The organism is Kineosporia sp. NBRC 101677 (genome assembly GCF_030269265.1).
In the GTDB taxonomy this organism is placed as follows: domain Bacteria; phylum Actinomycetota; class Actinomycetes; order Actinomycetales; family Kineosporiaceae; genus Kineosporia; species Kineosporia rhizophila.
Window position 1 is genome coordinate 210654 of record NZ_BSTA01000009.1, and the last position, 25694, is coordinate 236347.

The 25694-nt window shown below is 68.4% G+C and carries 24 protein-coding genes; 17 read left to right on the forward strand and 7 right to left on the reverse strand.

Translation table 11 applies throughout. The features are described from left to right. Positions 1–290 precede the first annotated feature (290 nt). The 7 genes from QSK18_RS25455 (at position 291) to QSK18_RS25485 (ending at position 5131) form a co-directional block, all read left to right on the forward strand. Positions 291–503: a hypothetical protein gene (locus tag QSK18_RS25455; RefSeq protein ID WP_285624136.1), complete on the forward strand. Its 213-nt coding sequence runs from the start codon at positions 291–293 to the stop codon at positions 501–503. Beyond that, positions 496–825 (forward strand): hypothetical protein, encoded by a 330-nt coding sequence (locus QSK18_RS25460; protein ID WP_285624138.1) that lies wholly within the window; start codon positions 496–498, stop codon positions 823–825. Before QSK18_RS25455 ends, QSK18_RS25460 begins: the two co-directional genes overlap by 8 nt. A gap of 57 nt (positions 826–882) precedes the next feature. Continuing rightward, a complete protein-coding gene (locus QSK18_RS25465) occupies positions 883–2064 on the forward strand; it encodes a TRAFAC clade GTPase domain-containing protein (RefSeq protein WP_285624139.1) in 1182 nt (393 codons plus the stop codon). Then, on the forward strand, positions 2061–2429 hold the full coding sequence (locus tag QSK18_RS25470) for a hypothetical protein (RefSeq protein WP_285624141.1): 369 nt from the start codon (positions 2061–2063) through the stop codon (positions 2427–2429). Before QSK18_RS25465 ends, QSK18_RS25470 begins: the two co-directional genes overlap by 4 nt. A gap of 65 nt (positions 2430–2494) precedes the next feature. Next, positions 2495–3361, forward strand: a complete 867-nt coding sequence (locus tag QSK18_RS25475) for an ABC transporter permease (protein WP_285624143.1) — start codon at positions 2495–2497, stop codon at positions 3359–3361. Then, positions 3354–4175, forward strand: coding sequence for an ABC transporter permease (locus QSK18_RS25480; protein ID WP_285624145.1), 822 nt, complete (start codon positions 3354–3356; stop codon positions 4173–4175). The genes QSK18_RS25475 and QSK18_RS25480 overlap by 8 nt, the downstream gene beginning before the upstream one ends. Beyond that, positions 4175–5131 carry an ABC transporter ATP-binding protein gene (locus QSK18_RS25485; protein WP_232810157.1) on the forward strand — a complete coding sequence of 319 codons (957 nt, stop codon included), beginning with the start codon at positions 4175–4177 and terminating at the stop codon, positions 5129–5131. The genes QSK18_RS25480 and QSK18_RS25485 overlap by 1 nt, the downstream gene beginning before the upstream one ends. 9 nt (positions 5132–5140) lie before the next feature. Here QSK18_RS25485 and QSK18_RS25490 read toward each other — a convergent pair whose 3' ends face one another. Continuing rightward, on the reverse strand, positions 5141–5620 hold the full coding sequence (locus QSK18_RS25490; protein WP_285624149.1) for a hypothetical protein: 480 nt from the start codon (positions 5618–5620) through the stop codon (positions 5141–5143). A 196-nt stretch (positions 5621–5816) separates the two neighbouring features. Here QSK18_RS25490 and QSK18_RS25495 point away from each other — a divergent pair, with 196 nt between their 5' ends. From QSK18_RS25495 to QSK18_RS25510, 4 genes are all read left to right on the forward strand, one after another. Next, the gene (locus QSK18_RS25495; protein ID WP_285624150.1) at positions 5817–6866 is read left to right on the forward strand and encodes an iron-siderophore ABC transporter substrate-binding protein; all 1050 of its coding nucleotides are present in this window, start codon (positions 5817–5819) and stop codon (positions 6864–6866) included. Next, a complete protein-coding gene (locus QSK18_RS25500) occupies positions 6863–7906 on the forward strand; it encodes a FecCD family ABC transporter permease (RefSeq protein ID WP_285624152.1) in 1044 nt (347 codons plus the stop codon). Before QSK18_RS25495 ends, QSK18_RS25500 begins: the two co-directional genes overlap by 4 nt. A gap of 104 nt (positions 7907–8010) precedes the next feature. Further along, positions 8011–8961, forward strand: coding sequence for a FecCD family ABC transporter permease (locus tag QSK18_RS25505; RefSeq protein ID WP_285624154.1), 951 nt, complete (start codon positions 8011–8013; stop codon positions 8959–8961). Continuing rightward, complete coding sequence (locus QSK18_RS25510; protein ID WP_232810152.1) at positions 8958–9773, forward strand: ABC transporter ATP-binding protein; 816 nt, start codon at positions 8958–8960, stop codon at positions 9771–9773. Before QSK18_RS25505 ends, QSK18_RS25510 begins: the two co-directional genes overlap by 4 nt. A gap of 7 nt (positions 9774–9780) precedes the next feature. Here the strand turns inward: QSK18_RS25510 and QSK18_RS25515 are convergent, their stop codons facing one another. The 4 genes from QSK18_RS25515 to QSK18_RS25530 all read right to left on the reverse strand — a co-directional run bounded on the left by QSK18_RS25515 (position 9781) and on the right by QSK18_RS25530 (position 13613). Further along, positions 9781–10449 (reverse strand): response regulator transcription factor, encoded by a 669-nt coding sequence (locus QSK18_RS25515; protein WP_232810149.1) that lies wholly within the window; start codon positions 10447–10449, stop codon positions 9781–9783. Between the two features lie 194 nt (positions 10450–10643). Further along, positions 10644–12053: a sensor histidine kinase gene (locus QSK18_RS25520; RefSeq protein ID WP_502894262.1), complete on the reverse strand. Its 1410-nt coding sequence runs from the start codon at positions 12051–12053 to the stop codon at positions 10644–10646. Positions 12054–12139: 86 nt separating this feature from the next. Next, positions 12140–12889, reverse strand: coding sequence for a hypothetical protein (locus tag QSK18_RS25525; protein WP_285624159.1), 750 nt, complete (start codon positions 12887–12889; stop codon positions 12140–12142). After that, complete coding sequence (locus tag QSK18_RS25530) at positions 12882–13613, reverse strand: ABC transporter ATP-binding protein (RefSeq protein WP_232810146.1); 732 nt, start codon at positions 13611–13613, stop codon at positions 12882–12884. The genes QSK18_RS25525 and QSK18_RS25530 overlap by 8 nt, the downstream gene beginning before the upstream one ends. 174 nt (positions 13614–13787) lie before the next feature. Here QSK18_RS25530 and QSK18_RS25535 point away from each other — a divergent pair, with 174 nt between their 5' ends. After that, entirely contained in the window at positions 13788–15899 is a 2112-nt protein-coding gene (locus QSK18_RS25535) for an MMPL family transporter (RefSeq protein ID WP_232810145.1), read from the forward strand. On the opposite strand, the gene QSK18_RS25540 is transcribed toward QSK18_RS25535, so the two are convergent. Next, positions 15843–16172: a TfoX/Sxy family protein gene (locus QSK18_RS25540; RefSeq protein WP_232810144.1), complete on the reverse strand. Its 330-nt coding sequence runs from the start codon at positions 16170–16172 to the stop codon at positions 15843–15845. The two genes, QSK18_RS25535 and QSK18_RS25540, sit on opposite strands and share 57 nt — an antisense overlap. A 150-nt stretch (positions 16173–16322) precedes the next feature. Here QSK18_RS25540 and QSK18_RS25545 point away from each other — a divergent pair, with 150 nt between their 5' ends. The 5 genes from QSK18_RS25545 (at position 16323) to QSK18_RS25565 (ending at position 24994) form a co-directional block, all read left to right on the forward strand. Beyond that, a complete protein-coding gene (locus tag QSK18_RS25545; RefSeq protein ID WP_232810143.1) occupies positions 16323–18080 on the forward strand; it encodes an ATP-binding protein in 1758 nt (585 codons plus the stop codon). Positions 18081–18142: 62 nt separating this feature from the next. After that, a complete protein-coding gene (locus tag QSK18_RS25550; RefSeq protein ID WP_285624162.1) occupies positions 18143–19321 on the forward strand; it encodes an exonuclease SbcCD subunit D in 1179 nt (392 codons plus the stop codon). Continuing rightward, positions 19318–22854: an AAA family ATPase gene (locus tag QSK18_RS25555; protein WP_285624164.1), complete on the forward strand. Its 3537-nt coding sequence runs from the start codon at positions 19318–19320 to the stop codon at positions 22852–22854. Before QSK18_RS25550 ends, QSK18_RS25555 begins: the two co-directional genes overlap by 4 nt. Next, positions 22851–23864 carry a DNA double-strand break repair nuclease NurA gene (locus tag QSK18_RS25560; protein WP_285624166.1) on the forward strand — a complete coding sequence of 338 codons (1014 nt, stop codon included), beginning with the start codon at positions 22851–22853 and terminating at the stop codon, positions 23862–23864. Before QSK18_RS25555 ends, QSK18_RS25560 begins: the two co-directional genes overlap by 4 nt. Next, positions 23861–24994: a winged helix DNA-binding domain-containing protein gene (locus tag QSK18_RS25565; RefSeq protein ID WP_285624168.1), complete on the forward strand. Its 1134-nt coding sequence runs from the start codon at positions 23861–23863 to the stop codon at positions 24992–24994. Before QSK18_RS25560 ends, QSK18_RS25565 begins: the two co-directional genes overlap by 4 nt. Here the strand turns inward: QSK18_RS25565 and QSK18_RS25570 are convergent. After that, the gene (locus QSK18_RS25570; protein ID WP_232810138.1) at positions 24991–25599 is read right to left on the reverse strand and encodes a TetR/AcrR family transcriptional regulator; all 609 of its coding nucleotides are present in this window, start codon (positions 25597–25599) and stop codon (positions 24991–24993) included. The genes QSK18_RS25565 and QSK18_RS25570 overlap by 4 nt on opposite strands. Positions 25600–25694: the final 95 nt, after the last annotated feature.

The following is a 25694-nucleotide window of genomic DNA, read 5'->3' on the forward strand; positions in this document are numbered from 1 at the left end:
CCGGCGGCCGGCGAACGAGACCGGTCGCCGGGTGGCAGTCGCCGGATCAACGCTCGCAGACGGGGGTTTCGGGCGGAGCGGCTGTGCCCATCAGACGCCGGGCCCTCCGTAACGAGAGCTCCCTCCGCTCCAGCGGAGGGCCCGGCCCCACACTTTCGGGGGAGGTACAAGAATTGGTGCTACGGGCGTCCTACATTGGCAGTACTACCGATAAGCGCACGGTTGACGAAGCAAATTTTCATCTGGCGCTGCAATGTATCCGCGAACGCTTCCCGACCGGTTTCCGAGCCGTGTTCCAGACGGGTGACCAGGGGCTTTACGGGTTCTGGCTGCTCGAGGTGCAAGACGCCGCGGGGCGCAACGTGTTCAACGCGGCTGAACCGCACGTCTGGCAGGAGTACCTGGACGACCTGGACTGGGACGGGGTCATGGGTGAGGACGAGCACGGGCGGGCAGAGGTCCTGCTCAGCGCGCTGTACAGGGAAGGAGACACGGATGCGTGAAAAGAAGTACCCGGCCGGCCATCGCTGGCAGCGGTCGTCGGTGGTGGACGAGGAGGCGATCGATCACGAGCGGCAGATCGGCCAGGTGATCGGGGTGGGCAACGACGTGGTGCGGGTGCGCGTGGCCCAGCGGGAAGACTTCGATCTGCTGGCCGATCCGGTGACCCGGCGGGTGAGCGACGCCCGGATCACCCTGGGCGAAACCTTCGAGCTCACACCGGTCCAGGCCCGCGAGCTGGCCGCTGTCCTGCTCGAAGCGGTTGAGCATGCCGAGAGCGCCGGGGCGGTCCCTTGGAAGCCGCGGCTGGTGTCCGAGGGGTGAAGTTTTGGGGCGTCCCGTCCCCTGCGCCTCAGAGGCGCCGTGCGTTACGTTCGGGCCATGGCTAAGTACCCCAGGGTCCGGGAGCAGCACATCGCCGTGTTCGGGGAGAGCGGCTCCGGCAAGACCGTCCTGGTCTCGTCGTTCTTCGGCCCCACGCAGGAGGGGTCGTACGCGAACGACCTCTGGGATCTGATCGCCGACGACACCGGCCAGGGCAACCGGCTCTACCGCAACTTCTTAGGCATGCGCGACCACGCGACGACGCCGCCAACCACACACTTTGCGTCTACGACCTACTACTTCTCAGTGAAGCTGAAGGGCAATAACAACGGGAAGCAGCCGTTCGACGTCTTGAGACTGGCCTGGCACGACTACCCCGGGGAATGGTTCACGGAGTCGCCGAGCAGCGAGGAGGAGGGCAACCGGCGGGTCGACACGTTCCGCTCCCTGCTGCGTTCCGACGTCGCGTTCTTCCTGGTCGACGGTCAGAAGCTCAAGGACTACGAGGGCGAGGAGGAGCGGTACCTGAAATCACTCTTCACGAACTTCCGCCAGGGCCTCCTGCGCCTCAAGGACGACCTGCTGGACGGCGAGGACCGCCTCGTGGAGTTCCCCCGGATCTGGATCATTGCCCTCTCCAAGGCAGACCTGTTTCCCGAGTGGGACGTTCATGCCTTCCGCGACCTCCTCACCTGGAAGGCCGCCGACGACATCGACCGGTTACGAAAGACGGTCGAGGAGTTTGTGGAGACCCCTCAGGCGCTGTCGGTGGGTGAGGATTTCATGCTGCTCTCTTCGGCCAAGTTCGAGCTCTCCAAAGCCGGTCCGGCACCGGTAGGGATTGACGTCACCCAGAGGGTCGGTCTCGACCTGATCCTCCCGGTCGCCGCCCTGCTGCCACTTGAGCGCCGCATTCAGTGGCACGCGCAGATGGAGATCCCCAGGAAGGTGCTGGACAGCCTGGCCGACGGCGCTGAGACCCTGGCCGAGGCGCTGCTCGGCGGCAAGGTCACCGTCCCCGCTGCCTTCTTGGCCAAGCTGCCCAAGGCTGGGCCTTTGGCCGCCCTGGCCACGATGCCGGCGCTGGCGAAGGTCGCGAAGCTGGCCGGGGGCCAGGTGAAGGAGATCAACGCCAAGGCCCGCGAGGACCATGACTACCTCACGGCCATGCTCACCCAGTTCAAGCTGGACCTCGACGCGGGCGTCACGGACAAGCTGTTCATCCGGAGCCTGAAGTGAACGACGCTCTCATCTGGGCCACCCGAGGCCGGTCCTGGGGGTTCCGCTTTCTTCTCAACGGCGGCCTGCCCGACCCCCTCGCGGAATACGAGCGCGCCTTTGCCGATGTCGCGGACGAGCCGGCCGCATGCCATCGGGGGGACGGAAGGGTCGCCCTCCGATTCCCCGATCCGGAGGGTCGCCGGGACACCGCCGGCCGTCCTATCCCCCATGAGTTCGTCGTCTCCGGCCCCCTGGCCGAAACGATCAATTCCCTGGACGACGCTCTCCACACCATCTGGCCCATGGTCGCCGACACATACGCAGGGATCTGGGATACCGACCACCCTCCAACACCTGCAGACCTTCGCTTCGATGCCCAATGAGACTGCGCCTGCGGTTCTGAAAAGAGTTTCCCGGCGACCTCTCAGCCAGCTAGAGTCCCGGCGAAATGTCTGCTCCCACGCCCACCGCGCAGCGGCAACAACGGCATCGCCCCATCGCCGCCACGGCCCGCGTCTGGCTCCGAATCCACTGGCGCATGTTCGCCGCCGGCTGGCGCCGCGGAGCCCGTTACCGAGGGGCCGCGATCGGCGGTTTGGTCGCCAACGCAACGTTCGGCTTCCTCAAGGCCAGCATCCTGGTGGCCGCCGTAGATGCCGGGGGCGGGCGGATGGGGCCCTACGACACGGCCTCGATCACCGCGTACACCTGGCTGTCGCAGGCGTTGCTGGGGTCGGTGAATCTGACGGGGCAGAGCGATCTGGCTGACCGTATGAAAGACGGCAGCGTCGCGATTGACCTTCTGCGCCCCGTAGACCTGCAGACGGCGAGTACGGCGCAGGAAGTGGGGCGCGCGTTGTTCGCGCTGCTCCCCCGGGGCGTGCCTTTGGTTGCCCTGGGCGTGGTGGTCGGGGGTATGAGGCTGCCGCTGGATGCGCTGTCCTCGGGGTTGGGGGCGGTGAGCATCGTGGCGGGGACGATTCTGTCTTACCTAACGGTGTATCTCGTGGCCGTGGTGGGGTTCTGGAGCGTGGAGACGCGCGGGCTGCAGCTGGCCTACATGATTATTTCGGGCTTCCTGGCCGGACTCTTCGTGCCGGTCCTGCTGTTCCCCGGCTGGTTGTTCGCGCTGGCCCAGGCCACGCCCTTCCCCTCCATGCTGCAGACGCCCATCGACGTGGTTTCTGGCCGCATCACGAACTGGGATGCCGTTCAGGCGGTCGCCGTGCAGTTCGCCTGGATCGCGGCCGTGCTGGTCGTGGGTCAGTTGATGACCAGGGCAGGGCGGCGTCGGCTGGAGGTGCAGGGTGGCTGAGCGGTCGCGGTTGGCTTCGGCGGTCCGGCCTTATCGGGTGCTGCTCGGCGCGCGGGTGCGGGCGCAGAGCAGCTATCGGTCGAGCTTCGCCCTTGACCTGGTCAGTTCGGTGCTGGTGGCGCTGGTTGAGCTGGCCGAGGTCTGGGTGCTGTATCGAGCGGTCGACGAGATCGGCGGTCTCGACCTGGCGGCCGTGCTGGTGGTGTTCGGTCTGGCCGATACCGCGTTCAGCATTGCCGGTCTTCTGGTCGGGCACGTCGACACGCTGCCGCGATACCTACGGGCCGGAACCTTCGACATCTTCTGTCTGCGCCCGCTGCCTCTGCTGGCCCAGCTGATGACGAGTGACATCACCCTGCGGCGTCTGAGCCGGGTCGCGGTGGGGCTGACTGTGCTCATCGCCGCTCTGTTCGCCAACGACGTCGCCTTCTCCCCCGTCAACTGCCTGCTCATCGCCCTGTCGCTGGCAACCGGCACCTCGATCTGCGCGGCCGTCTACATCGCTGCCTCGGGGGTGCAGTTCTTCCTGATCGACGCGTCCGAAATGACGAACAGCATCGTCTACGGAGGGCGTTACGCCGCTACCCAGCCGGGATCGGTGTGGACCAGGCCGGTGGTCGCGGTCTTCGGTTTCGCCGTACCTATGGCCTTCACCGGCTACCTGCCTACCCTCACTCTTCTCGGCCTACCCACGCACTGGCATCTACCCAGCTGGGTCGGGTGGGCAGCGCCGTTGGCTGCGGTCTGGATGTGGGGGTTGGCGTGGCTGTCCTGGCGGATCGGTACCCGGCACTACCAAGGAGGCGGGGGCTGATGCCCATTGTCCAAACCGAAGCCCTGACCAGGCGTTTCCGGGTGCGCACCAAGGGGCTGAAGAGCCGTGAAGTCACAGCCGTCGAAGATCTGAACATAATTGTGGACGCCGGTGAGGCTGTCGGTTACATCGGTGCCAACGGGGCGGGTAAGTCCACGACGATCAAGATGCTCGCCGGCATCCTGGTGCCTACCTCCGGGTCCGCGCTGACCTGTGGGCTGCGGCCCGTGGCGGATCGCAAGCTGCTGGCCCGCCGGCTCGGTGTGGTGTTCGGGCAGCGCTCGCAGTTGTGGTGGGACCTGCCCCTGGCCGAGTCGTTCCGCATCCTGGCCGCCATCCACGACCTCAGCACCGACCGCGAGCGCAAGCGCACGGCCGAGCTGGTGGAGAACCTGGAGCTGGGCGAGTTCCTGGCCACACCGGTTCGTCAGCTGTCGCTCGGGCAGCGCATGCGCGGTGAGGTGGCCGCGGCGCTGCTGCACTCCCCCGAGCTCTTGGTGCTCGACGAGCCGACGATCGGCCTGGATGTGGTGAGCAAGCAGCGGCTGCGCGAGTTCCTCATCTCCGAACGGGTCACGCACGGAACCACCTTGCTGCTGACCACGCACGACATGGGTGACGTGAGCCGGCTGTGCGAGCGCATCCTGCTGGTCGACCAGGGCCGCCTGGCCTACGACGGCAGCCTGGCCGGGCTGTCCCGCACGGTGGCGATGCGCCGCGTACTGGTGGTCGATCTGGCTGCGCCTACTCCTGACCTGAACGACCTGCCGCACGCCGAGCACGTGAGCAGCGAGGCCGACGGGCTGCGCCAGCGCCTGGCCTTCGACTCCGAATCCACCACGGCAGCAGCCTTGCTCGCCGCGGTTTCTGAGCGGGCGGTCGTGCAGGACCTGTCCGTGGAGGAGCCGGATGTCGAAGACGTGGTGCGCCGCGTTTACCTCAGCAGGGGTCGGTAAGCCACCGGCTCAGAGCGGCAGGGCCAGCACCCACATCTGGGTTTCCGCCGTCCCGCACGAACGCCAGGGCAACGACCCCACCGCCGCCGGAGAACGAGTGGTGGCCCGGCGCTCGCGCCGCTGTCGCAACAGCGAGCGCAGCAGTTGCCCGCCCAAAGCCGGTGGAAACGCAGGTGCCACAAAGACTTCGAGGACCGCAAACGTCCGCAAGCCGTCTTCCCAAACGAAATCGGCACTCAGGTGCGCTTCGAGATCACGCCACCACACCGTCCCCAATTGCAACGGCACCCCGTAGGCGACGGCCACCACCTGCCCACCGACCGAGGCCACGCAGGCCATGAAGCCGTGCGCGGCCGCCTGCCGGGTGAGCACGTCCCGATGGTCGGCCAGCGAGCGTCTGGGGAACGCGGCATGGAAGACGCTGCGGATGTCCGCGAAGTGCTCCATCGTCGTCGGCCCGTTCCAGATGCTCAGCTCGGCAGCTGTCATTGGTCCATTCAACGCCGGATATGCCTGTTTCGCCCGACGAAGCCGTCATAACGAACAGGCGACGGATAGATCACGGTCAAGGCTGGCCAGTCGCGCCGGACCCAGACAGTTAGGTTAGCCTCAGCTTCGTCGTGCGGCGCAGAGTCACTGCTGCGCTGCACGCTCCTGCGCGCCCTCCACAGTAAGGATGTACCTCGTGTTTGCTCGTCGTCGCCTGATCACCGGCGCGGTCGCCACCGCGGCCGCTCTGGTGCTGGCCGCCTGTGGCGGTAGCTCGGACTCCGACGCGGAGAGCTCCGACTCCGAGACCACCGCGGCCGCCGAGGCCTCGTTCCCGATCACCGTCAAGCACGCCCTGGGCGAGACCGTGATCGAGGAGAAGCCCGAGCGCGTGGCCACGGTGCAGTGGGCCAACCACGAGGTGCCGCTGGCGCTGGGCATCGTCCCGGTCGGCTACGCCAAGGCCAACTTCGGCGACCCGGACGGCGACGGCCTGCTCTCCTGGCAGAAGGCGAAGCTGGACGAGCTCGGCGGCGAGACCCCGGTGCAGTTCGACGAGACCGACGGCATCGACTTCGAGGCCGTGGCCGACACCCAGCCGGACATCATCCTGGCCACCTACTCGGGCCTGACCGAGGAGGACTACAAGACCCTCAGCGAGATCGCGCCGACCATCCCCTACCCGAACGGGCCGTGGGAGACCAGCTGGCGCGACATGATCAAGCTGAGCAGCCAGGCGCTGGGCATGACCGCCCAGGGTGACGAGCTGATCGCCTCGATCGAGAAGACGATGACCGACGAGGCCGCGAAGTACCCGCAGCTCGCCGACAAGAAGACGATGTTCCTGACCCACGTGGACACCACCGACCTGAGCAAGGTCAGCTTCTACACGGACAAGGACACCCGCGCGCAGTTCTTCTCGGACCTCGGTCTGGGCACGCCGGACAGCATTGCCTCGGCCTCCGGTGACGAGTTCTCGAAGGAGGTCAGCGCCGAGACGGTGGACACCTTCAACGATGTCGAGATGATCGTGACCTACGGCGACGACAAGCTGATCGACACCCTGAAGAAGGACCCGATCCTTTCGAAGATGCCCGCGGTGGCCAGCGGCGCGATCGTCGCGCTCGACGGCACCAGCGAGATTGGCACAGCGGCCAACCCCACGCCGCTCTCGATCGAGACCATGGTTCCGGAATACGTGAAGATGCTGGCCGACGCGGCCGACAAGGCCGACGCCGCTAAGTGAGCACCACCGAACAGGTAACGACCTCGGGCGCCGCCATTGTGCGGCGCCCGAGGCGCGTGCGTTTGGCCTGGTTCCTGGTCGGTCTCGTTGTGCTGGCGCTCCTGGTGGTTGCGTCGATCGTGGTGGGTACGCGTTTCGTTCCGGTGCCCACGATTTTGGACGCCCTCCGCGGCTCGAACACGACCCTCGAGGAAGCGGTCATTCGGGTTCGGATCCCCCGGACCGTTCTGGCCATCGTCGCCGGCGCGGCGCTGGCCGTCTCGGGGGCCGTGTTCCAGGGGGTCACCCGTAATCCCTTGGCCGATCCGGGCATTCTCGGGATCAACATGGGCGCTTCGCTGGCCGTCATCACCGGCCTTGCGTACTTCGGCCTGAGCCAGTCCACCACCTACATCTGGGTGGCCATCGCCGGCGCCGCGTTGGCGGCGATTTTCGTCTACGCCGTCGGCTCGCTGGGGCGCGGTGGCCCCACTCCCCTGAAGCTCGCGCTCGCTGGCGCGGCCACCAGCGCGGCCCTGATCTCGTTCACTACGGCGATCATCCTGCCGCGCGGGGACATCTCCGAGAACGTGCAGTCCTGGCAGATCGGCGGGGTCGGGGGCGCTACCTTCCCGCGGATCTGGCAGGTGATGCCTTTCCTCGTCGTTGGACTGGCGATCTGCTTCCTGTCGGCTAAAAGCCTGAACTCCCTGGCACTTGGGGACGACGTGGCGGCCGGTTTGGGTGAGCGGGTTGCGGTTGCGCGGGGGTTGGCTTCTTTGGGCGCGGTCATGCTGTGCGGTGCTGCGACGGCGATCTGTGGGCCGATCAGCTTCGTCGGTCTGGTCGTACCCCACCTGTGCCGCTTGTTGGTGGGCCCGGATCACCGTTGGCTGCTGCCGTTCACGGCCCTCACCGGATCGTGCCTCCTGGTCGCGGCCGACGTGCTGGGCCGGATCGTGGCCCGCCCCAGCGAGATCGACGTGGGCATCATCACCGCGTTCGTGGGGGCGCCGTTCTTCATCTACATCGTCCGCCGCCAGAAGGTCCGCGCGCTGTGAGTACTACAGATCTACGGACGCCCGCCGCGGCGACGATCGCGACAGTCACTAAGGGGCGGGTACGTCGAAACCGGCGTCGCCGCATCGTACTCGCGATCCTGGTCGTGCTGATCGTGGTGATGGTCGCCCTGTCGCTGATGGTGGGCCGAACGTTCTACCCGCCCATGGACGTCCTCAAAGTCATCTTGGGGCAGGAGGTTCAGGGGGCCTCGTTCACCGTGGGCCGGCTACGCCTGCCCCGCACCACGATGGCGGTGCTGGCCGGAGCCTGCTTCGGCCTGGGCGGCGTGACCTTCCAGACCATGCTGCGCAACCCGCTGGCCAGCCCGGACATCATCGGGATCAGCACCGGAGCGAGCACTGCGGCCGCGTTCGCCATCATCACCCTGGGGCTGTCCGGCACCAGCGTCTCGGTGTTCGCCATCGTGGCCGGGCTGGGCGTGGCCCTGCTGGTGTACCTGCTGGCCTGGAAGGACGGCGTCTCGGGGATCCGGCTGATCCTGATCGGGATCGGTATTGCCGCCATGATGCAGTCGGCCACGTCGTACGTGCTCTCCACCGCCGGGCAGTGGGACTACGAAGAGGCCCTGCGCTGGCTCACCGGCAGCCTGAACGGCGTGCGCTGGCCGGAGGTGGTGACCGTGTTGGTCATCATGGTGATCCTGGTGCCGCTGGTGGGCATGACCGCCAAGGACCTGAACATGCTGCAGCTCGGCGACGAGACCGCCTCGGCGCTGGGCGTGCGGGTGGACCGGACCCGGCTGCTGGTCGTGATCGCCGCAGTGGGCCTGATCGCCTTCGCCACCTCGGTCACCGGCCCGATCGCCTTCCTGGCCTTCCTGGCCGGCCCGATCGCCGTGCGCCTGGTCGGCCCGGGCTCGTCGCTGCTGCTGCCCTCGGCCCTCGTCGGCGCCCTGCTCGTGCTCGTCGCCGACTTCGCCGGGCAGTACGCGCTGGGCACCCGCTTCCCGGTCGGCGTCGTCACCGGCGTGCTCGGTGCTCCTTATCTTCTGTACTTGATTATTCGATCTAATAGGACGGGAGGGGCGCTGTGACCAGCGAACACCAGCTCACCGTCGAGAAGCTCAGCCTCGGCTACAAGGAGCGCACCGTCATCGAGGGCCTGGAGCTGGAGGTGGCGCCGGGCAAGGTCACCGCCATCGTCGGGGCCAACGCCTGCGGCAAGTCCACCCTGCTGCGTTCCATGTCCCGCCTGCTCGCACCCCGCGCCGGCCACGTGCTGCTGGACGGCAAGGAGGTGCACAAGACCCCGGCCAAGGAACTGGCCCGCAAGCTCGGTCTGCTGCCCCAGTCGCCGATCGCACCCGAAGGCATCACCGTCAGCGACCTGGTCGGCCGCGGTCGGCATCCCCACCAGGGCGTGTTCTCGCGCTGGTCGGCGGAAGACGATGCGGCAGTAGCAGCGGCGCTGGAAGCCACGCACACCGTGGAGCTGGCCGACCGTGCCGTGGACGAGCTTTCCGGCGGTCAGCGTCAACGCGTCTGGATCGCGATGGCGCTCGCCCAGGAGACGGATCTGCTGCTCCTGGACGAGCCCACGACCTTCCTGGACGTGCAGCACCAGGTAGAGGTGCTGGACCTGCTCACCGACCTGAACCGCACCCGAGGGACAACGGTGGTGATGGTTCTGCACGACCTGAACCTGGCCGCCCGCTACGCCGACCGCCTGATCGCGATCGCCGGGGGCAAGGTGCACGCCGCGGGCCTGCCCGCCGAGGTGCTGACCGAAGACACCGTGCGCGCGGTGTTCGGCCTGGACAGCAAGGTGATCATCGACCCCACGTCGGGCGGCCCGCTCATGCTGCCGATCGGCCGGCACCACATGGTCACCCCTGTCATGCCCTGACCAGCCTTCACCCGCCTGGGCGGACCAGGCCGGTCTCGTAGGCGAGGACGACCGCCTGGACGCGGTCGCGCAGGCCGAGTTTGGTCAGGATGCGGTGCACGTGGGTCTTGACCGTGGTCTCGGCAATGACCAGCTGTTCAGCAATATCACTGTTGGACAGTCCCCGGGCGACCATGACCAGCACGTCGCGCTCGCGCTCGGTGAGCAGGTCGAGCCGGGCCCCACCGTGCCGGTGGGCCCCAGCAGTAGCGTCGAACTTAGGCACGAAGTGCTCGAGCAGGCGCTTGGTGGTGCTGGGGGCCACGATCGAGTCGCCCCCAGCCACCGCGCGAATGCCGTAGAGCAGCTCAGCACTGGGCACGTCTTTCAGCAGGAACCCGCTCGCACCCGCCTGGAGCCCGGCGTAGGCGTACTCATCAAGGTCGAACGTGGTGAGTATGAGCACGTGAGGCGGGTTTTCGCCCTTCTGCAGGCGCCGCGTGGCCTCGACCCCGTCGAGGTGGGGCATGCGCACATCCATGAGCACCACATCGGCCGGCGTAGAGGCCAGCAACTCCAGCGCCTGACGCCCGTCCCCCGCCTCGCCCACGACCTCCATGTCAGGCTGAGCCTGCAGCACCATACGGAAGCCCGTGCGCACAAGTTCCTGGTCGTCCACCAAGGCCACGCGGATCATGCCATCACCGCCCCCGCCGCTCCCAGCCACGCCGCTCCCAGCCACGCCGCTCCCAGCCACGCCACTCCCAGCCACGCCACTCCCAGCCGCGCCGCTCCCAGCCGCGCCGCTCCCAACCGCGCCGCTCCCAACCGCGCCGCCCACGCCGCTCCTGCCGCTCCCCACCGAGCCATGACTGCCCAATCCACCCCCGCTCACGCCGCCCCCACCGGGAACCAGGCGCGCACGGCAAATCCACCTTCGGGCGTGGGACCGATCTGGGCTCGCCCACCGAAAAGAGCTACGCGCTCGTTGATCCCGATCAACCCATGCCCGGCGCCAGGTAGATCGGCGTTGACCGCCACAGCCCGACCCCTCATCGCCCCGGCCGCCAGGCCGTGCGCCTCCCCCACAGCGCGAACCCTCGTTGCCCCGGGCGCCGGGACATCCGCCTCCGCAGCGGCACGGCTTCGCATCGCCCCGACTGCCGGGACATCTGCCTTCGCAAGCGCGATTTCCGCAGCGCTCACGCCGCTTAGGCCCACACCTGCACCCACACCTGAGCTCACATCTGGGCGCCGACTGCCCCCGTCGCGGACCTCTACACGGATCTCCCCCGCCGGCTCGAGGTACTCGAACTCAACGTCTACCCGTGCCCCCACGCCCACGTGCTTCAACGCGTTCGTCAGCCCCTCTTCCACCACGCGATAGACCGCCAGCTGAACGCTTTCCGGGACATCCCCCACCGCCGGAACCGGACTGCACCGCACGTCGAGCCCGCTGAGCCGGAACTGATCGACCAAACCAAAGATAGCACCCAAATCGGGCTGTGGAGCCACGGATTCGGCCTCGCCATCCCTTAATACGCCGAGCAGGCGGCGCAGTTCGGTGAGGGTCGAGCGTCCGGTCTCGGCGATCGTGGTGACTGCCGCCTTGGCCTGGTCGGGGGCTGTGTCGATGGCCCAGGTCGCGCCCTCGGCCTGCACCACCATGACGCTCACGTGATGCGCCACCACGTCGTGCATCTCGCGGGCGATCCGGGTGCGCTCGGTGAGCGTGGCCGCGCGCACGTCCGCGTCCCGCTCGCGTTCCAGCCGGGCTGCCCGTTCTTCCAGCGCCTGCAGATAGGCCTGCCGCAGAGCGACGTTCGTGGCGAGCACCCAGACCACGAGCACGAAGAGGCCCTGCAGAATGGTATTTCCGGGCCCTTGGAAGGGCTGGCGCAACGGGGTCACCGCGACCAGAGCCAGGCATACACCCAGCGCGATGCGGCCGGATCGCGCTGCCTCGTGCCGGGCGATGCTGTACAGCGACAGCACGAGTACCGCGTGGGCGCCGTTGACCGCCACCTCGAACACCCAGTACGCCAGCGCAGCCACCACCGCCACCCCGAACACGGCGAAAGGTGCTTGCCGGCGCCAGAACAGGGCGAGCGCCGGTAGAGGGCCGAGCACCAGGGCCGCGGGCCAGCCGATCTGGCCCGCGACGTAGAACACCGACGCCCAGGCCCCGACCAGGCCGGCGAGCACGACCAGCAGGTCGACCAGCACCGGGTGGTCGCGGACGGTTCGCCGTAGCCAGGCGTGCATACCCACGAGATTAGATCCTGTTCTGTGGATCCTCATCGAATACGAAGGAGGATGCGGTCAGCATCCGATGATGTGTACACCTGGTACCCGGTGTACCCGGTGTACACCTCATCGACCCGGATCTAGACGTCACGGGAGCGGAAGCGGGTCAGAGCGATCAGGTTGAGGGCCACCATCACGCCCAGGAACAGCACCACAGCCACCGCTGGGGCCGGGCCACCGTCGTCCACGCCGACCAGCGGGCCGAAGCTGGCGAAAGGCAGCCACAGGTTGGCGTCTTCACGGATCTCGTCGAGCAGCATGCCGGCCATCGGCTCGACCACGGCCGGATAGATGACGTAGGTCGCGATGGCGGCGGGCAGTGAGGGTAGAAGAGCGCCCAGGGCCAGGCCGAACCAGCCGATGCCCAGGCCAAGCACGACCATGCCCAGGCCGTTGCGCTGCACCAGGGAGTCGGAGGCGAATTCGGCCAGGTCGCCGCCGGTGGCCAGCAACCCGGTGAGCCAGGCCGCTGCTTCGCACAGCACCACCACGGTGAACAGGTACGCCGTCATCACCACGGTACGGGCGACCGCGAGCACCCGGCGGTCGGGCAGCACGGTCAGCAGGGGGCGGATCGTGCCGTACCTGTGGTCGTGCCCCCAGGCCAGCACGCCGAGAGTGCCCAGCAGAATGGCGAGCGGAGCGGGCTGCCCGGGGTTGAGCACCGCCCGGGCCAGGTCGGCGTCGGCGGGTTCCCCGTCCACCATTACGACTGCGAGCGCCAACCCGACCGACGAGACCAGACCCAACCCCGTGATCAACCAGGTACTGCGCAATGTGCGCAGCCGGAACCACTCCATCGCCAGCGTCCGCCGGATCTGCTCAGACATGTTCGGCTCCCCCCACATACTCGACGGCTTCCTCGGTGACCTGCAGATACGCGTCCTCAAGCCGTTCTGCTCCGGCTTCGGCCACGAACTGCTGCAGGCTCCCCTGGGCCAGTACCCGGCCGCGGCCGAGCACGACCACCTCCTGAGCCAGCGCCTCCACCCCAGCCAGCTGGTGGCTGGAAACCAGCACCGTGCGTCCTTCGTTGGCCAGCCCTCGCAGCAGCGTGCGCAGCCAGTGGATGCCCTGGGGGTCGAGGCCGTTCTCGGGTTCGTCGAGGATGATCGTGCCTGGATCGCCGAGCAGGGCCGCCGCCAGGCTCAGGCGCTGCGCCATACCTAGCGAGAATCCCCCTGGCCGCCGGTCCGCAACGTCCGCCAGACCGACCGTGGTGAGCACCTCGTCCACTCGTTGTTCGGCTACCCCACCGCCGATGGCGAGCATGCGCAGATGGTTTCGCGCAGTGCGGCCCGGGTGCCATGCACGGGTCTCCAGCACGGCGCCCACTGTGTGCACGGGGTCGCTCATCTGGCTGAACCGAGTGCCGTCGAAGGTGGTCACGCCCTCGCCGTGGTCGAGTTCGAGCATGAGCCGCAGGGTGGTCGACTTGCCGGCGCCGTTCGGTCCGAGAAACGCGGTGACCACGCCTGGCTGTACGTCGAAACTCAGGTCCTGTACGGCGATTCGGCTGCCGTAGCGCTTGGTCAGATGCCTGCACGAGATCATGACCTAAAGGCTAGGAATTTGGGGGTAGGTAATCGTCAGCCCACGGATCGGTCCCGGCGTACATCTGAGGGTGTACGGGCCGAGCGGCACTGGGTCGACCGCGTGGGTAGCGTGCCCGGTAGTGCCCGTGTGATCTTGGGCTGTCCCCCGACGCCGAGGTCGACGGAGAACCTGATGACTTTCCTGTCCCGGCTGGTCGTAGCCCGTCCCTGGTGGATGGTTGCCCTGTGGATCGCTCTGGCCGCCTTCGGCGGATTCGCTGCCCCCAAGGCCACGGAAAGGCTCGCCTACGACTTCGGCCTTCCGGGGCAGGACGCCTACGAGGCCAACATGGACATCCTCAGGGGGATCGGATCGGGCGGCTCTTTCCCGCCGGTGCTTCTGGCCGTGGGCGACGGTGAGCAGAAGGTCGATCTGCAGACCGCCGCACCGATTTCCGAGGCAGTCGGTCAGGCGCTGCCGGGAGCGCGGATTGCCAGCTACGCAGACAGTTCCGACCTCCTGTCGGACGACGGCACTACGGGAGTGATGCTGATCTACCCCGCGCCGGATGCGGCCGAACAGCCGTACGCCGTTGCGCTCGAGGCCTTGCGGCCGGTGGCCGAAGAGCTGCAAACCGAACTGGGGACGTCCGTGGTGGTCACGGGCAGGGATGCGCTGGGTTTCGAGGAGGGTGAGGTCCAGGGTAGTGCGCTGGTCGAGACGCTGTCCGGAGGGCTCGGCGCCGCGATCGTGCTGACCTTGGTGTTCGGCTCGTTCCTGGCCCTGATGCCGCTGATCATCGCCGCCGCCTCGATCCTGACCACGTTCGCGATCCTCTGGGGGCTCACCGGGCTCACCGACGTCTCGTTCGTGGTGCAGTACCTGCTGGCCCTGATCGGGCTGGGCGTGGCCATCGACTACGCATTACTGCTGGTCACGCGCTGGCGGGAGGAGACCGGGAACGGGGCGACGCCGGAGCAGGCGGTGCACACGGCGATGCGCACGGCCGGGCGGTCGGTGCTGTTCTCCGGAGTCACGGTGGCGATCAGCCTGGCCGCCCTGATCGCCATGCCGGTGCCGTTCCTGCGCAGCGTGGGCTATACCGGCCTGCTCATCCCGGTGATCAGCGTGGCTGCCTCACTCACCCTGCTGCCGGCGTTGCTGCTGTTGTTCGGGCAGAAGCTGTCCTGGCCGCACCGACGCAGCTCGAATCCGGAGAGCCGGCTCTGGCGCGGGGTGGGCGCGTTCGTGGTGCGGCACCGCTGGCTGTCGGCTGTGGGCTCGGCCGTGCTGCTCATCGTGCTGGCCCTACCAGCGTTTGGCCTGCGCCTGGGCGTACCCACAAACAATTCGCTGGCCGCCGGGGAGAGCCCGGCCGCGGTAGCGGTGACGGAGTTGTCGGGCGACGGGCCCGGGGCTGGGCTCTCGGCGCCGATCGAGATCCTCACCGACCAGCCGGAGCAGGTGGTGTCGGCAGTCGAGGGCATCGACGGGGTCGCCGGGGTGCTTGCCCCTGCGCAGTGGCGGACCGCCGACGGCCAGGCCGTGGTCGATGTGTGGACGCAGGAAGACGTCACTTCGGGAGCCGGATCGGAGGTTGCCACGCAGGTGCGCGATGCGGCTGAAGACCTCGGGGCCCAGGTCGGTGGGGTGCAGCCGCAGGACCAGGACTTCATCGAGACCGTCTACGGCAACGCCTGGTGGATTCTGCTGGCCATCATTGCCATCACGTTCCTGCTGCTGGCGGTGGCCCTGCGCTCGATCGCCCTGCCGGCCAAGGCGCTGCTGCTCAACGTGATCTCGCTGGGCGCCGCGTTCGGCATCACGGTGTGGATCTGGCAGGGCGGCCACGGCACTCAGCTGCTGTTCGACCGGGAGCCGTCGGGAGCGGTCACGGTCTGGATCCCGATCGCCATCTTCGCGTTCCTGTTCGGGCTCTCGATGGACTACGAGGTGTTTCTCCTGTCCCGGATCAAGGAGGAGCACGACGCCGGACACAGCACCGACGAGGCCACGGTGCACGGCATCTCACGCACCGGCCGGCTGGTGACCAGTGCCGCGCTGATCCTGTTCCTGGCGTTCGTCTCGCTCAGCCAGATCCCCACCACCGACGTGAAGATCCTGGCCACCGGCCTGGCGCTGGGCATCATCATCGACGCGACGATCGTGCGCGGGGTGCTGGCCCCGGCCCTGGTGGCTGCCCTCGGGCCGGTCAACTGGTGGTGGCCGTTCGGCTCGCGGGGTGAGTCAGCCGAGGGTGGCGTGGAAGTCGAAGGCGACCCCCGTCCAGAAAAGCAGCTCTGACTCGTTCTCGAGGCGGGAGATCGGGACCGTCAGCCAGCCCGGGCTCATCGGGCGGTCGCGGCCCATCATCGCCTCCTCGGCCCCACGCCCGGTGTACTCGTCGAACTTGGCCGGGTCGACGCGCACCAGCAGATCGCCGGTGTGACTGGCGGCGAACACCATCTTGCCGCCGACCAGGAAGCACAGGCCGCCGAACATCTTCTTCTCGGTGAATGGACCGCGTCCGGCGAGGACTGCACGCAGCCGCTCGGCGAGTTCCTGGTCGTACGGCATGACTCCTCCTTCGGATCTGCGGCTCAGACTACTTTCCGGAATGACGCTTTCGCGCTGTGTGTCCGCGGTGGGTCGCGGGCCATTTTGTCGGTGGGCTTCCCTAGTCTCTTGAGCGACGGAACTGGGCGACTCGGGCAAGGGGTTGGGCACGTGAGCGACGCGGTCGGGCTGGTGGTCGGAACGGAAGACTCCACGCCCCTGAAATTTGCCGTCGCGGTGGCGTCCGACGCCTACCTGCAACTGGACGACGTGGTGGTCACCCAGCGCGAGATCCCCGGTGTCGGGCCGGTGATGACGTCGGGCATCGTCACCGAGGTGCGCTCGCGGCACGAGGGGGCCAGCTTCGGTTCCGACGTGTTCCTGATCGCCGACGGGGTGCTGCCCGCCCAGGTGCAGGAGATCGCCGAGATCACCACCACCCGGGTCGATCCGGAGGTGTACGTGCCGCCCCGCCCGGGTGAGGCGGCACGCCGGGCCGAGGGGGAAGAACGGGCGCGGGCGCTCTACTTCGACCAGATGCAGAAGAAGGTGCCGGTCGGGCTCGGCCGCGACGGGGCGCCGGTCTACCTGAACCTCGAGTTCCTCAACGGCGTGCGCGGCGCCCACGTCTCGATCAGCGGCATCTCCGGGGTCGCCACCAAGACCAGTTTCGCGCTCTGGCTGCTGCACTCCATCTTCCGCTCCGGTGTGCTGGGCGGTGGCGGGCGCAACTCCAAGGCGCTGGTGTTCAGCGTCAAGGGCGAAGACCTGCTGTTCCTCGACAAGCAGAACACCCGGCTGGACGACCGGCTGCGGGAAGACTACGCATTGCTGGGCCTGCCCGCGGCACCGTTCGAGTCGGTCGGGTTCTTCGCTCCCCCCACCCCGCAGGACCCGACGGCCCGCCCCTACGTCAGCGGGCGCACCAGCGGGGTCAACGCCTTCTGGTGGACTCTGGCCGAGTTCTGCGCCGACGGTCTGCTGCCCTACGTCTTCGCCGACATCGAGGACGAGCGCAATCAGTACACGATGGTCGTGCACAACGTCGCCTCCAAACTGGCTCGTGAGGCCGAACCGGCCGGGGTCGACGGGGCGGTCACGCTGGAAGGCCGCACGATCCGCACCTACGACGCTCTGGTCGACTTCGTGGTGGAGAAGCTCAGCGACGACTCCACCCGGAGCACCTGGGCCGGCCCGGCGATCGGGCAGGGCACGGCGAACGCCTTCATCCGGCGGCTGATCTCGTCGGTGCGGCCGCTGAAGGAGATCCTGCGGGGCGACCTGACCAAGAACGACTCACGCCGGGTCTCCACCGAGAACGCGCAGATCACCGTGGTCGACCTGCACCAGTTGCAAGAGCGTGCGCAGCGTTTCGTGGTCGGTGTGGTGCTGGCCGCCGAGACGGCGCGTAAAGAGGCCGCCGGGCCGGGCAGTCTGCTGTTCACCATGATCGACGAGCTGAACAAGTACGCGCCCCGCGAGGGCAACAGCCCGATCAAAGACACGTTGCTCGACATCGCCGAACGCGGGCGCTCGCTGGGCATCATCCTGATCGGTGCGCAGCAGACCGCCAGCGAGGTCGAGCGGCGGATCATCAGCAACAGCAGCATCAAGGTGGTCGGCCGGCTCGACCCGGCCGAGGCCGGGCGCCCCGAATACGGTTTCCTGCCGCCGTCCCAGCGGCAGCGGGCCACGCTGGTCAAGCCCGGCACCATGTTCGTGGCCCAGCCGGAGATCCCGGTGCCGCTGGCGGTGGAGTTCCCCTTCCCGGCCTGGGCCACCCGCCTGTCGGAGTGTGCCACGCATCCGGATGCCGGTGCTCCGCCGGCCTCAGCGTCAGCCTCGGCCACGCCTGCGGTGCGGAAACCGGGGTCGGACGTGTTCACCCGGCTACCACCGGCTTTCGAAGACGAAGAGCCGCCGTTCTGAGAGCTGTTGAGTTCGGCTGATCCCCCATCTCATTCGTACCCGTACTGAGGAGGCCCGTCCGGATGAAGTTCCTGCACACGTCCGACTGGCACGTCGGCAAGCAGCTCAAAGGCCGTGACCGGATCGACGAACAGCGCGCGGTGCTGCGTGAGATCGTCGAGGTGGCCGGTCGCAACGAGGTCGATGCGGTGCTGATCTCAGGCGACCTGTACGAGAACGCGGTGCCCAGTGCGGCGGCCCAGAATCTGGTGGTGCGCACCCTGCTGGCGCTGCGCGATCTGGGGTGTGAGGTGATCGCCCTGGCCGGGAACCACGATCATCCCGGCACTTTCGATGCTTTCCGCCCGCTGATGGGGCGCTCGGGCATCAACCTGCTGGGCAATGTCCGGCGGCCCGATTCCGGCGGTGTGGTGCGGTTCAAGGCGCGGTCCGACGGGCAGGACACAACGGTTGCGCTGCTGCCTTTCCTCTCCCAGCGTTATGCGGTGCGAGCGGCGAACCTGATGGCGCAGACGCCTTCGGAGAACGTGGGCGCCTACGACCAGATGGTGCGGGACGTGCTGGAGCAGTTGTGCGGCGAGTTCCACGACGACACCGTGAACCTGGCCATGGCCCACCTCACGGTCACGGGTGGTGCCTTCGGTGGCGGTGAACGGCAGGCACAGTCCATCTTCGAGTACTCGGTGCCGGCCAGCGTCTTCCCGGCCGAGTGCAGCTACGCCGCGTTGGGGCATCTGCACCGCCGTCAGGCTCTACCGGCCGCCTGCCCGGTCGTCTACAGCGGCTCGCCGGTGGCGGTCGACTTCGGCGAGCAGGACAACACCTCGGTGGTCTGCCTGGTCGAGGCCACGGCCAGCACTCCGGCCCGGATCACCGACGTGCCCATCACCAGCGCCCGCAAGCTGCGCACGGTGCACGGCACGGTGGCCGAACTGGAAGCCTTGGCCGACAGTTTCGGCGAGGACTACCTTCGGGTCTGGGTGCGCGAACCGGCCCGCGCCGGGCTGCGCGAGGCGGTGAGCGATGTGCTGCCCAACGCGCTCGAGGTGCGCATCGACCCGGAGTTCAGCGGATCGGCCGAACGTTCGGCCCAGCACCGTGATCGCACCACCGGCAGTCCGCAGGAGCTGTTCGAGCGGTACTGCGAGCAGTCCGGGGTGAAGGACGACGCGGTGGCCCGGCTCTTCGCCCAGCTGAGCGACGAGGTCACGGCGGCCGGTTCGGAAGGGGCTTCGGCATGAGACCGGTGCTGCTGGAGATGGAGGGCTTCGCCTCGTTCCGCGAGCGGGCGGTGGTCGACTTCGAGGAGGCCGACTACTTCGCCATCGTCGGGCCGACCGGCTCGGGCAAGTCCACCCTGGTCGACGCGATGACGTTCGCGCTGTTCGGCTCGGCGCCGCGCTGGGGCCGCAAGAACGCGGTCAGCATGGCCCTTTCGCCGCACGGCAACCGCGCAGTGGTCCGCCTGGTGTTCGAACTGGCCGGCGAGCGCTACGTGGTGGCCCGCGAGGTGCGGCGCACCGGGGCCTCGATCACCGCGAAGAACCAGCGGCTGGAGCGGCTGCCGTCGTTGCAGAGCCGCGGCGAGCCCGACGAGGTCACGCACTCGATCGCGGCCGACAGCAAGGTCACCGAGGCGGTCGAGAAACTGCTCGGGCTCACCTTCGAGCAGTTCCGGCAGTGCGTGGTGCTGCCGCAGAACGCGTTCGCCGAGTTCCTGCACTCCACCCCGAGCAACCGGCAGCAGATCCTGCTGCGCCTGATCGGGGCCGAGCACTACGACAAGATCCAGCAGCGGGCCAACGAGAAGGCCGCCCAGGCTCAGGACAGGGTGCAGCATCTCGACCGGGCGCTCGGCGACCTGGCCGACGCCACCCCCGAGGCCGAGGCTTCCGCCCTGGCGCGTGAGCAGCAGCTCGAAGGCCTGGTCACTGAGGTGCGGGCCGCTCTGCCCGGCCTGGCCTCGGCCCAAGAAGCCCTGGCCGAAGCGCTGAGGCTGGAAGACCGCCTGGGCGGCGAGCGCAACGTGCTGGCAGCCATCGCCGTGCCTGCCGGAGTCTCCGAGATCGACCAGGCCTGGGCCGACGCTCGCTCCTCGTCCGAGGCCGCCGCGCAGGCCGAGACCACGGCCGAAGCAGCCGACACCGCCGCCCGCGAACAGCTTTCGTCCGCCCCTGCCCGCGGCCCTCTCGAGCAGGCGGTGAAAGACCACACCGAACTCGCCCGGCTCACCGCCGATCACCCGGCCCTGGTCGCGGCGACCGACACGTCCCAGCGCACCCACGAGAGCGCCGGCCACACCGTCACCGCCGCCGAACTGCGGCAGGCACAGGCTCAGGCCGCCGCTGAGCGAGCCTCCCGCACCGCCGAAGAAGTCCGCCGCCAGGTAGCCGAACTGGAAGCCCAGCACCACCTCCTCAGCCGCCCCACCCTCCCTTCCGGTCTGGACGAACTAGACCGCGACCTCACTACGGCCCGTGCAGACCTCGAGGCCGCCCAGGCCGTGCTCGCCGAAGCCGAAACGGCCGACGAAGCCGCCACCACGGCACTCTCGAGCGGCCCACCCAGAGGCCCGCTCGAGCGCGCCCGAGCCATGCTGGAAGAAGCAGCGAGTCTGGAAGAACGGCTGGCCGAACTCGAGGTACGGGTCTCGGCTGCACAGAAGGAGGCGCAGGAGGCGGCCTCACTCGTCGGCACGCAGAACGTGGCCGTTCAGGATGCCCGGCATCGGCGGGACGAGGTGCAGCTGCGGCACGCCGCCCTGAACCTGCGGGGGCATCTGGTGGCGGGGGAAGACTGCCCGGTGTGCGCCCAGGTCGTTACCGAGCTTCCCGCGGTCCCTGGCTCCGAGGTCGCCTCAAGCTCGGATTTGGCCAACTCTGGGGCCGAGCGAGAGCTGGCCGTGGCCGATGCGGCCATCGCCGCGGCCGAGGCTGAGCTGGAGCGGGCTCGGGCTCTGCTGAACCGGGTTGCGCGGGCCGAGAGTGTGGCGGAGTCGAACGTCGAATCCACCCGCCGGCGCATCGAAGAGCTCAGGGGCTCGCTCCCCCGGGCCTGCCCCGACCTCGCCACCGCCGACCGCCTTCTCGGCGAACTCGAGGCGCTTGAGGCCGCTCAACGGCAGGCCTCCGTGCTCGTGCGGCAGGCTCGGGCCAAGGCCGATGCTGCCCGTTCCCGGGTCGAACAGCTTGCCGCCACCGAGGCCCGCATCCGCAGCGGGCTCGGGCAGACGCGGGATCCTCTGGTCGCCCTCGGGGCACCTGCTGTGGAAAATCTTTCGCTGGCCGAGGCCTGGCGCACCCTGATCGAGTGGGCCGGTGAGCGGGCCGGGGCGCTGGCCTCGGAGCTGGGCGCAGCGCGGGAGAGCCGGGCTACGGCCGACGCGCAGCTGCAGCTCGCCAGCAAGGAGCTCGCCGAGAGCGAGGCCGCGCTGCGGGCCGCGCGCACGGTGCAGCAGCAGGCCCTCGCGGAGGTGGAACGGGCCAGGGCGGCTCTGGCGCAGGCTGAGCGGCGGATCGCTGAGCTGGGTTCCGCCCTGAATTCCGCCGTTGCCCTTGAAGAGGCCCAGGCTCAGCTGGAGAACATCGCCCACCTCGAAGCGGCTGCCCGCCAGACCGACGTGGCCTTGCGCGAGGCTCGGCGTGGGCGGGAGAAGGCGCGTCAGCAGCTTGCCTCGCTGGAGGGGCGGCTCACGGAAGGGTGGGCGACGCTGCGGCGCACTCGGGACTCGGTGGTGCACCTGGGGGCGCCTGAACTCGAGGGCAACGGGGTATGGGGCAGTGTTGCCAACAGCGGGAGTGCTGACGGCAGCGCCGAAAGCGAAGGGGACAGCGGCCGCAACACCGAAGCTGCTACAGCCGGCCTCGCTCCGGTTGCAGCCCAAGCGGCCGCAGCTGGCCCCGATACAGCCCGCGCCTCCGCTGGTCCCGCCCCGCAAGACCCCCGGCCGCCAGGGAGCCTGCTGGGCGGGTGGAACGTGCTCACGGCTTGGAGCAGCGCAGCCGCGCGGGAGCGTGAAGAGGCCCTGGTCTCGGCTCGCGCTGCCACCTCCGCACGACGAGAGCAGTCCGAGTCTGCGCGAGGTGAGCTGACAGACGTCCTCAAACAACACGCTATCGAGGTGACTGGCGACGATTTGGCCACCAGCGCCCTTGCCGCCGCCACCGGGGCCTACGCCGAGGCGCGGGGCACCCTGGCGCGGGTGCGCGAGCGGCGTGAGCAGGCGGCGCAGGTGGTGAGCGAGCGCGCGGCCGAGGAGCGCAGCGCCCAGGTGGCCAAGTTGCTCGGCGAGCTGCTTCGCTCCACCGGCTTCCCTCGCTGGCTGGCCACGGCCGCGCTGGAAAGCCTGGTCATCGAGGCCTCGGACACGTTGCGGCAGCTGTCCAACGGTCAGTTCGACCTCGACCACGACGACAAGGGCGAGCTCGTGGTGGTCGACCACACCGACGCCGACGCGCGGCGCTCGGTGAAGACGCTCTCCGGCGGCGAGACCTTCCAGGCCAGTCTAGCCATGGCGCTTGCGCTTTCGTCGCAGATGTCGCAGCTCTCCAGTGCCGGTGGGGCCCGGTTGGACTCGATCTTCCTGGACGAGGGGTTCGGCACGCTGGACCCGGACACCCTGGAGACGGTGGCCGGGACGCTGGAGAACCTGGCCCGGGGCGAGCGGATGGTCGGGGTCATCACGCACGTGCCGGCTCTGGCCGACCGGGTGCCGGTGCGGTTCAACGTGCGCCGAGATGCGCAGACCTCGAGGGTGGAAAGGCAGAACCTGTGACGCTGACGACCGGCCGCGCGGCGATGAGCTACTCGGTGGAGGCGTGGGACCCGAGCTACGGCACCACTTTTGCCACCGGTGAGGAAGACGCTCTTTCCGGGTCCAAGGCCGAGCTCGACCCCGAGATCGAGATACCCGCCTCCGAGTGGCGGGCGGTGCCTCCGCGCAAAGAGCAGAGTCATCCGCCCACCGTGCTTTTCGTGGACGGCGTGCGGCGCATTGACTCGCGTATCTGGATCCGGGCGACCGAGCCGGACGAGGATGCCGCTCTGGGGCTGTGCGCCTCCTACGCCTCGGGCGTGGTGGTGTGCCAGCACCACGAGCGGGGAAACTCTGCACGTATCGGCGCGAGCCAGGTTCGCCGCGGGCTGTTCACTACGGCCGTCGAGGCCCGCGACATTGCCGCTCCCGCAGGCAATTACCAGGCACACATCACCGATGCCGATCCGGCCATGCCGCTGCCGGTGCTGTTGTCGGCGGAACTCCAGCAGCACCTGGCCAAGCTCGAGATCAGTGTGGCGGTGGCCGCGCGCGATCAGCTCGAGCCGTCCCAGCAGGACGAAGATCTGCTGGTGATCGACGGTCCGCTGCGCGGACGGCAGCACCTGCCCCGCACGATCGGCTACATCAAGACCCACCACAGCCGCTACCTGCCCGACGAGCTGAACCAGCTGGTCGGGCGGCTGGAACCTGGTCATCGCACACCGGTGTTCAGTATGGGCACGAACTGGGAGCGGTACTCCTGGTATCTGCGTCTGCCCTTCCGTGAGGGGGCGCCGTGGGCGGGAATCGTGCGGGTCGAGTGCAGCGCCGACCTGACCGCCGAGGATGCGGTGAAGCTGGCGTATCTCAGTCAGTCGGTGCTGGTGCGGTACGCCAGCAGTGAGATCAAGGATCCGCGGGCGCCGCAGAACCTGTACCCGATCGCCGGGCTGGAGCGGGAATTGCGGCGTCGGCTGGGCAATCCCCAGATCCTGCACCGTTCACTGCGCTCCGGGCGGGCGGGGTGACCACCCGCCTCACCGCCCGCCAGCTCAACCGGGCCACGCTGGAACGGCAGATGCTGCTGCAGCGCGTCTACCGCGAAGTGCCCGACGCGATCGCCCAGCTGGTTGGGCTGCAGGCCCAGGAGCCGGCCTCGCCCTACCTGACGCTGTGGAACCGCCTGTCCGGCTTCGATCCGGCCGCCCTCGACCGGGCCTTCGCCGACCGCAGCGTGGTCAAGGCGACGCTGATGCGGCTCACCCTGCACGCCGTGAACCATCACGACTACGCCCCCTTCTACGCTGCCATGAACCGCCGGGTCCGGGGCAGCCGGGTCGGCGATGCGCGGTTCACCGTCAGCGGCCTGACCGGCGAAGAGGCTGATGCGCTGTTCCCGGTTCTGCATCAGTTCGCCGGTAAGCAGGCGCGCACCGGTCCGGAGTTCGAGGCGCACCTGGCTGAGCAGCTCAACGGCCTCAGGGAGGGGCTCTGGTGGGCGTTGAAGAGCTACGCCCCGCTGCACTACGCGCCTACCGGCGGCCCGTGGTCGTTCAAGGGGCGGCTTTCGTTCCGGACAGCCGACCGGGCCTGGGAGAAAGTGACCACCGAGCAGGGCATCCGGGTGTTGGCCGAGCGCTATCTGCGGGCCTTCGGGCCGGCCAGTATCGCCGATTTCGCGCAGTTCACCCTGCACACGCGCGCCACCGCGGGCGCTGCGTTCGCGGCCCTGGACACCGTGCAGCGGCCGGGGCCGGACGGGGTGCAGCTGTTCGACCTGCCCGACTGCACCGTGCCCGACGATGACATCACCGCCCCGGCCCGGCTACTCCCGATGTGGGACAGCACCCTTCTGGCCTACAGCGAGCGCGCCCGCATCATTCCCCCGGCCTATCGGCCTCAAGTGATTCGGCGTAACGGCAACGTGCTCGCCACCATCCTCATCGACGGGCTCGTGGCCGGGGTCTGGCGGCTGCTCGACGGCCGGGTCGAGGTCACCGCATTCCATCGGCTACCCGAAAGCGACTGGGCCGAGCTCGCTGTCGAATCCGACGCCTTGCTGCGCTTTCTGGGTGACCGCGACCCCAAGCTCTACAGCGCGTACCACCACTGGTGGGCCAAAGGCTTCGATTCAGAAGAGATCCGGCTGCTGCCCTAAGAAGGGCTGAGCCGGGGCAGCACCGGCGGCTCCGCCGCCAGCTGGGCCGACACTGAACGGAACAGCTCGGACAGATAGTCGTCGGCCAGGACGTCCGATGCGTTGAACGACAGTTCGCCCAGGTACTCCAGCAGGCCGGTGGTCAGCCGGGCCGTCATCACGCAGAACACGTCACCCACCGGCCGGCCGAGTCGTTCGGCGATCGCGACCTCAAGCAGCCCACGCTCGTTGACGAACTCTTCCAGAAGGCGCATGCGTGGGGCCGGGTTGGCGTTGACCACCTCGCGGATCTGCCGGAGCTGGGCCGCCTCACCCCGGGGGGCCACGAACAGCTCGGTCATCACGTGGCCGAGCGCGACGTCGAGCGGCTCCTCAGCCGGCCGGGACCGCAGACCCTCGACCAGTTTTCCGCGAAAAGCCAGCGGATCGATGATCAGGAGGTCTTTCGTGGGGAAGTACCGGTAGAGCGTGGACGTACCGATCCCCGCCGCCTCGGCGATGTCTTCCATCTTGGTCGCGTCGTACCCGTGCTCCAGGAACAGGCCCAGCGCCGTGTTGATGATCAGCTCACGGGTCCGCGCCGCGTTCCGTTCCCTCAGGCCCATGAGCATCAGAATAACAGCGAACCCCAAGTTGGTAGTCACTTCCATCTCGGGTTACTGTGCCGATCCGGCAGTCACTGCGGACGGCCGTCTGCGCG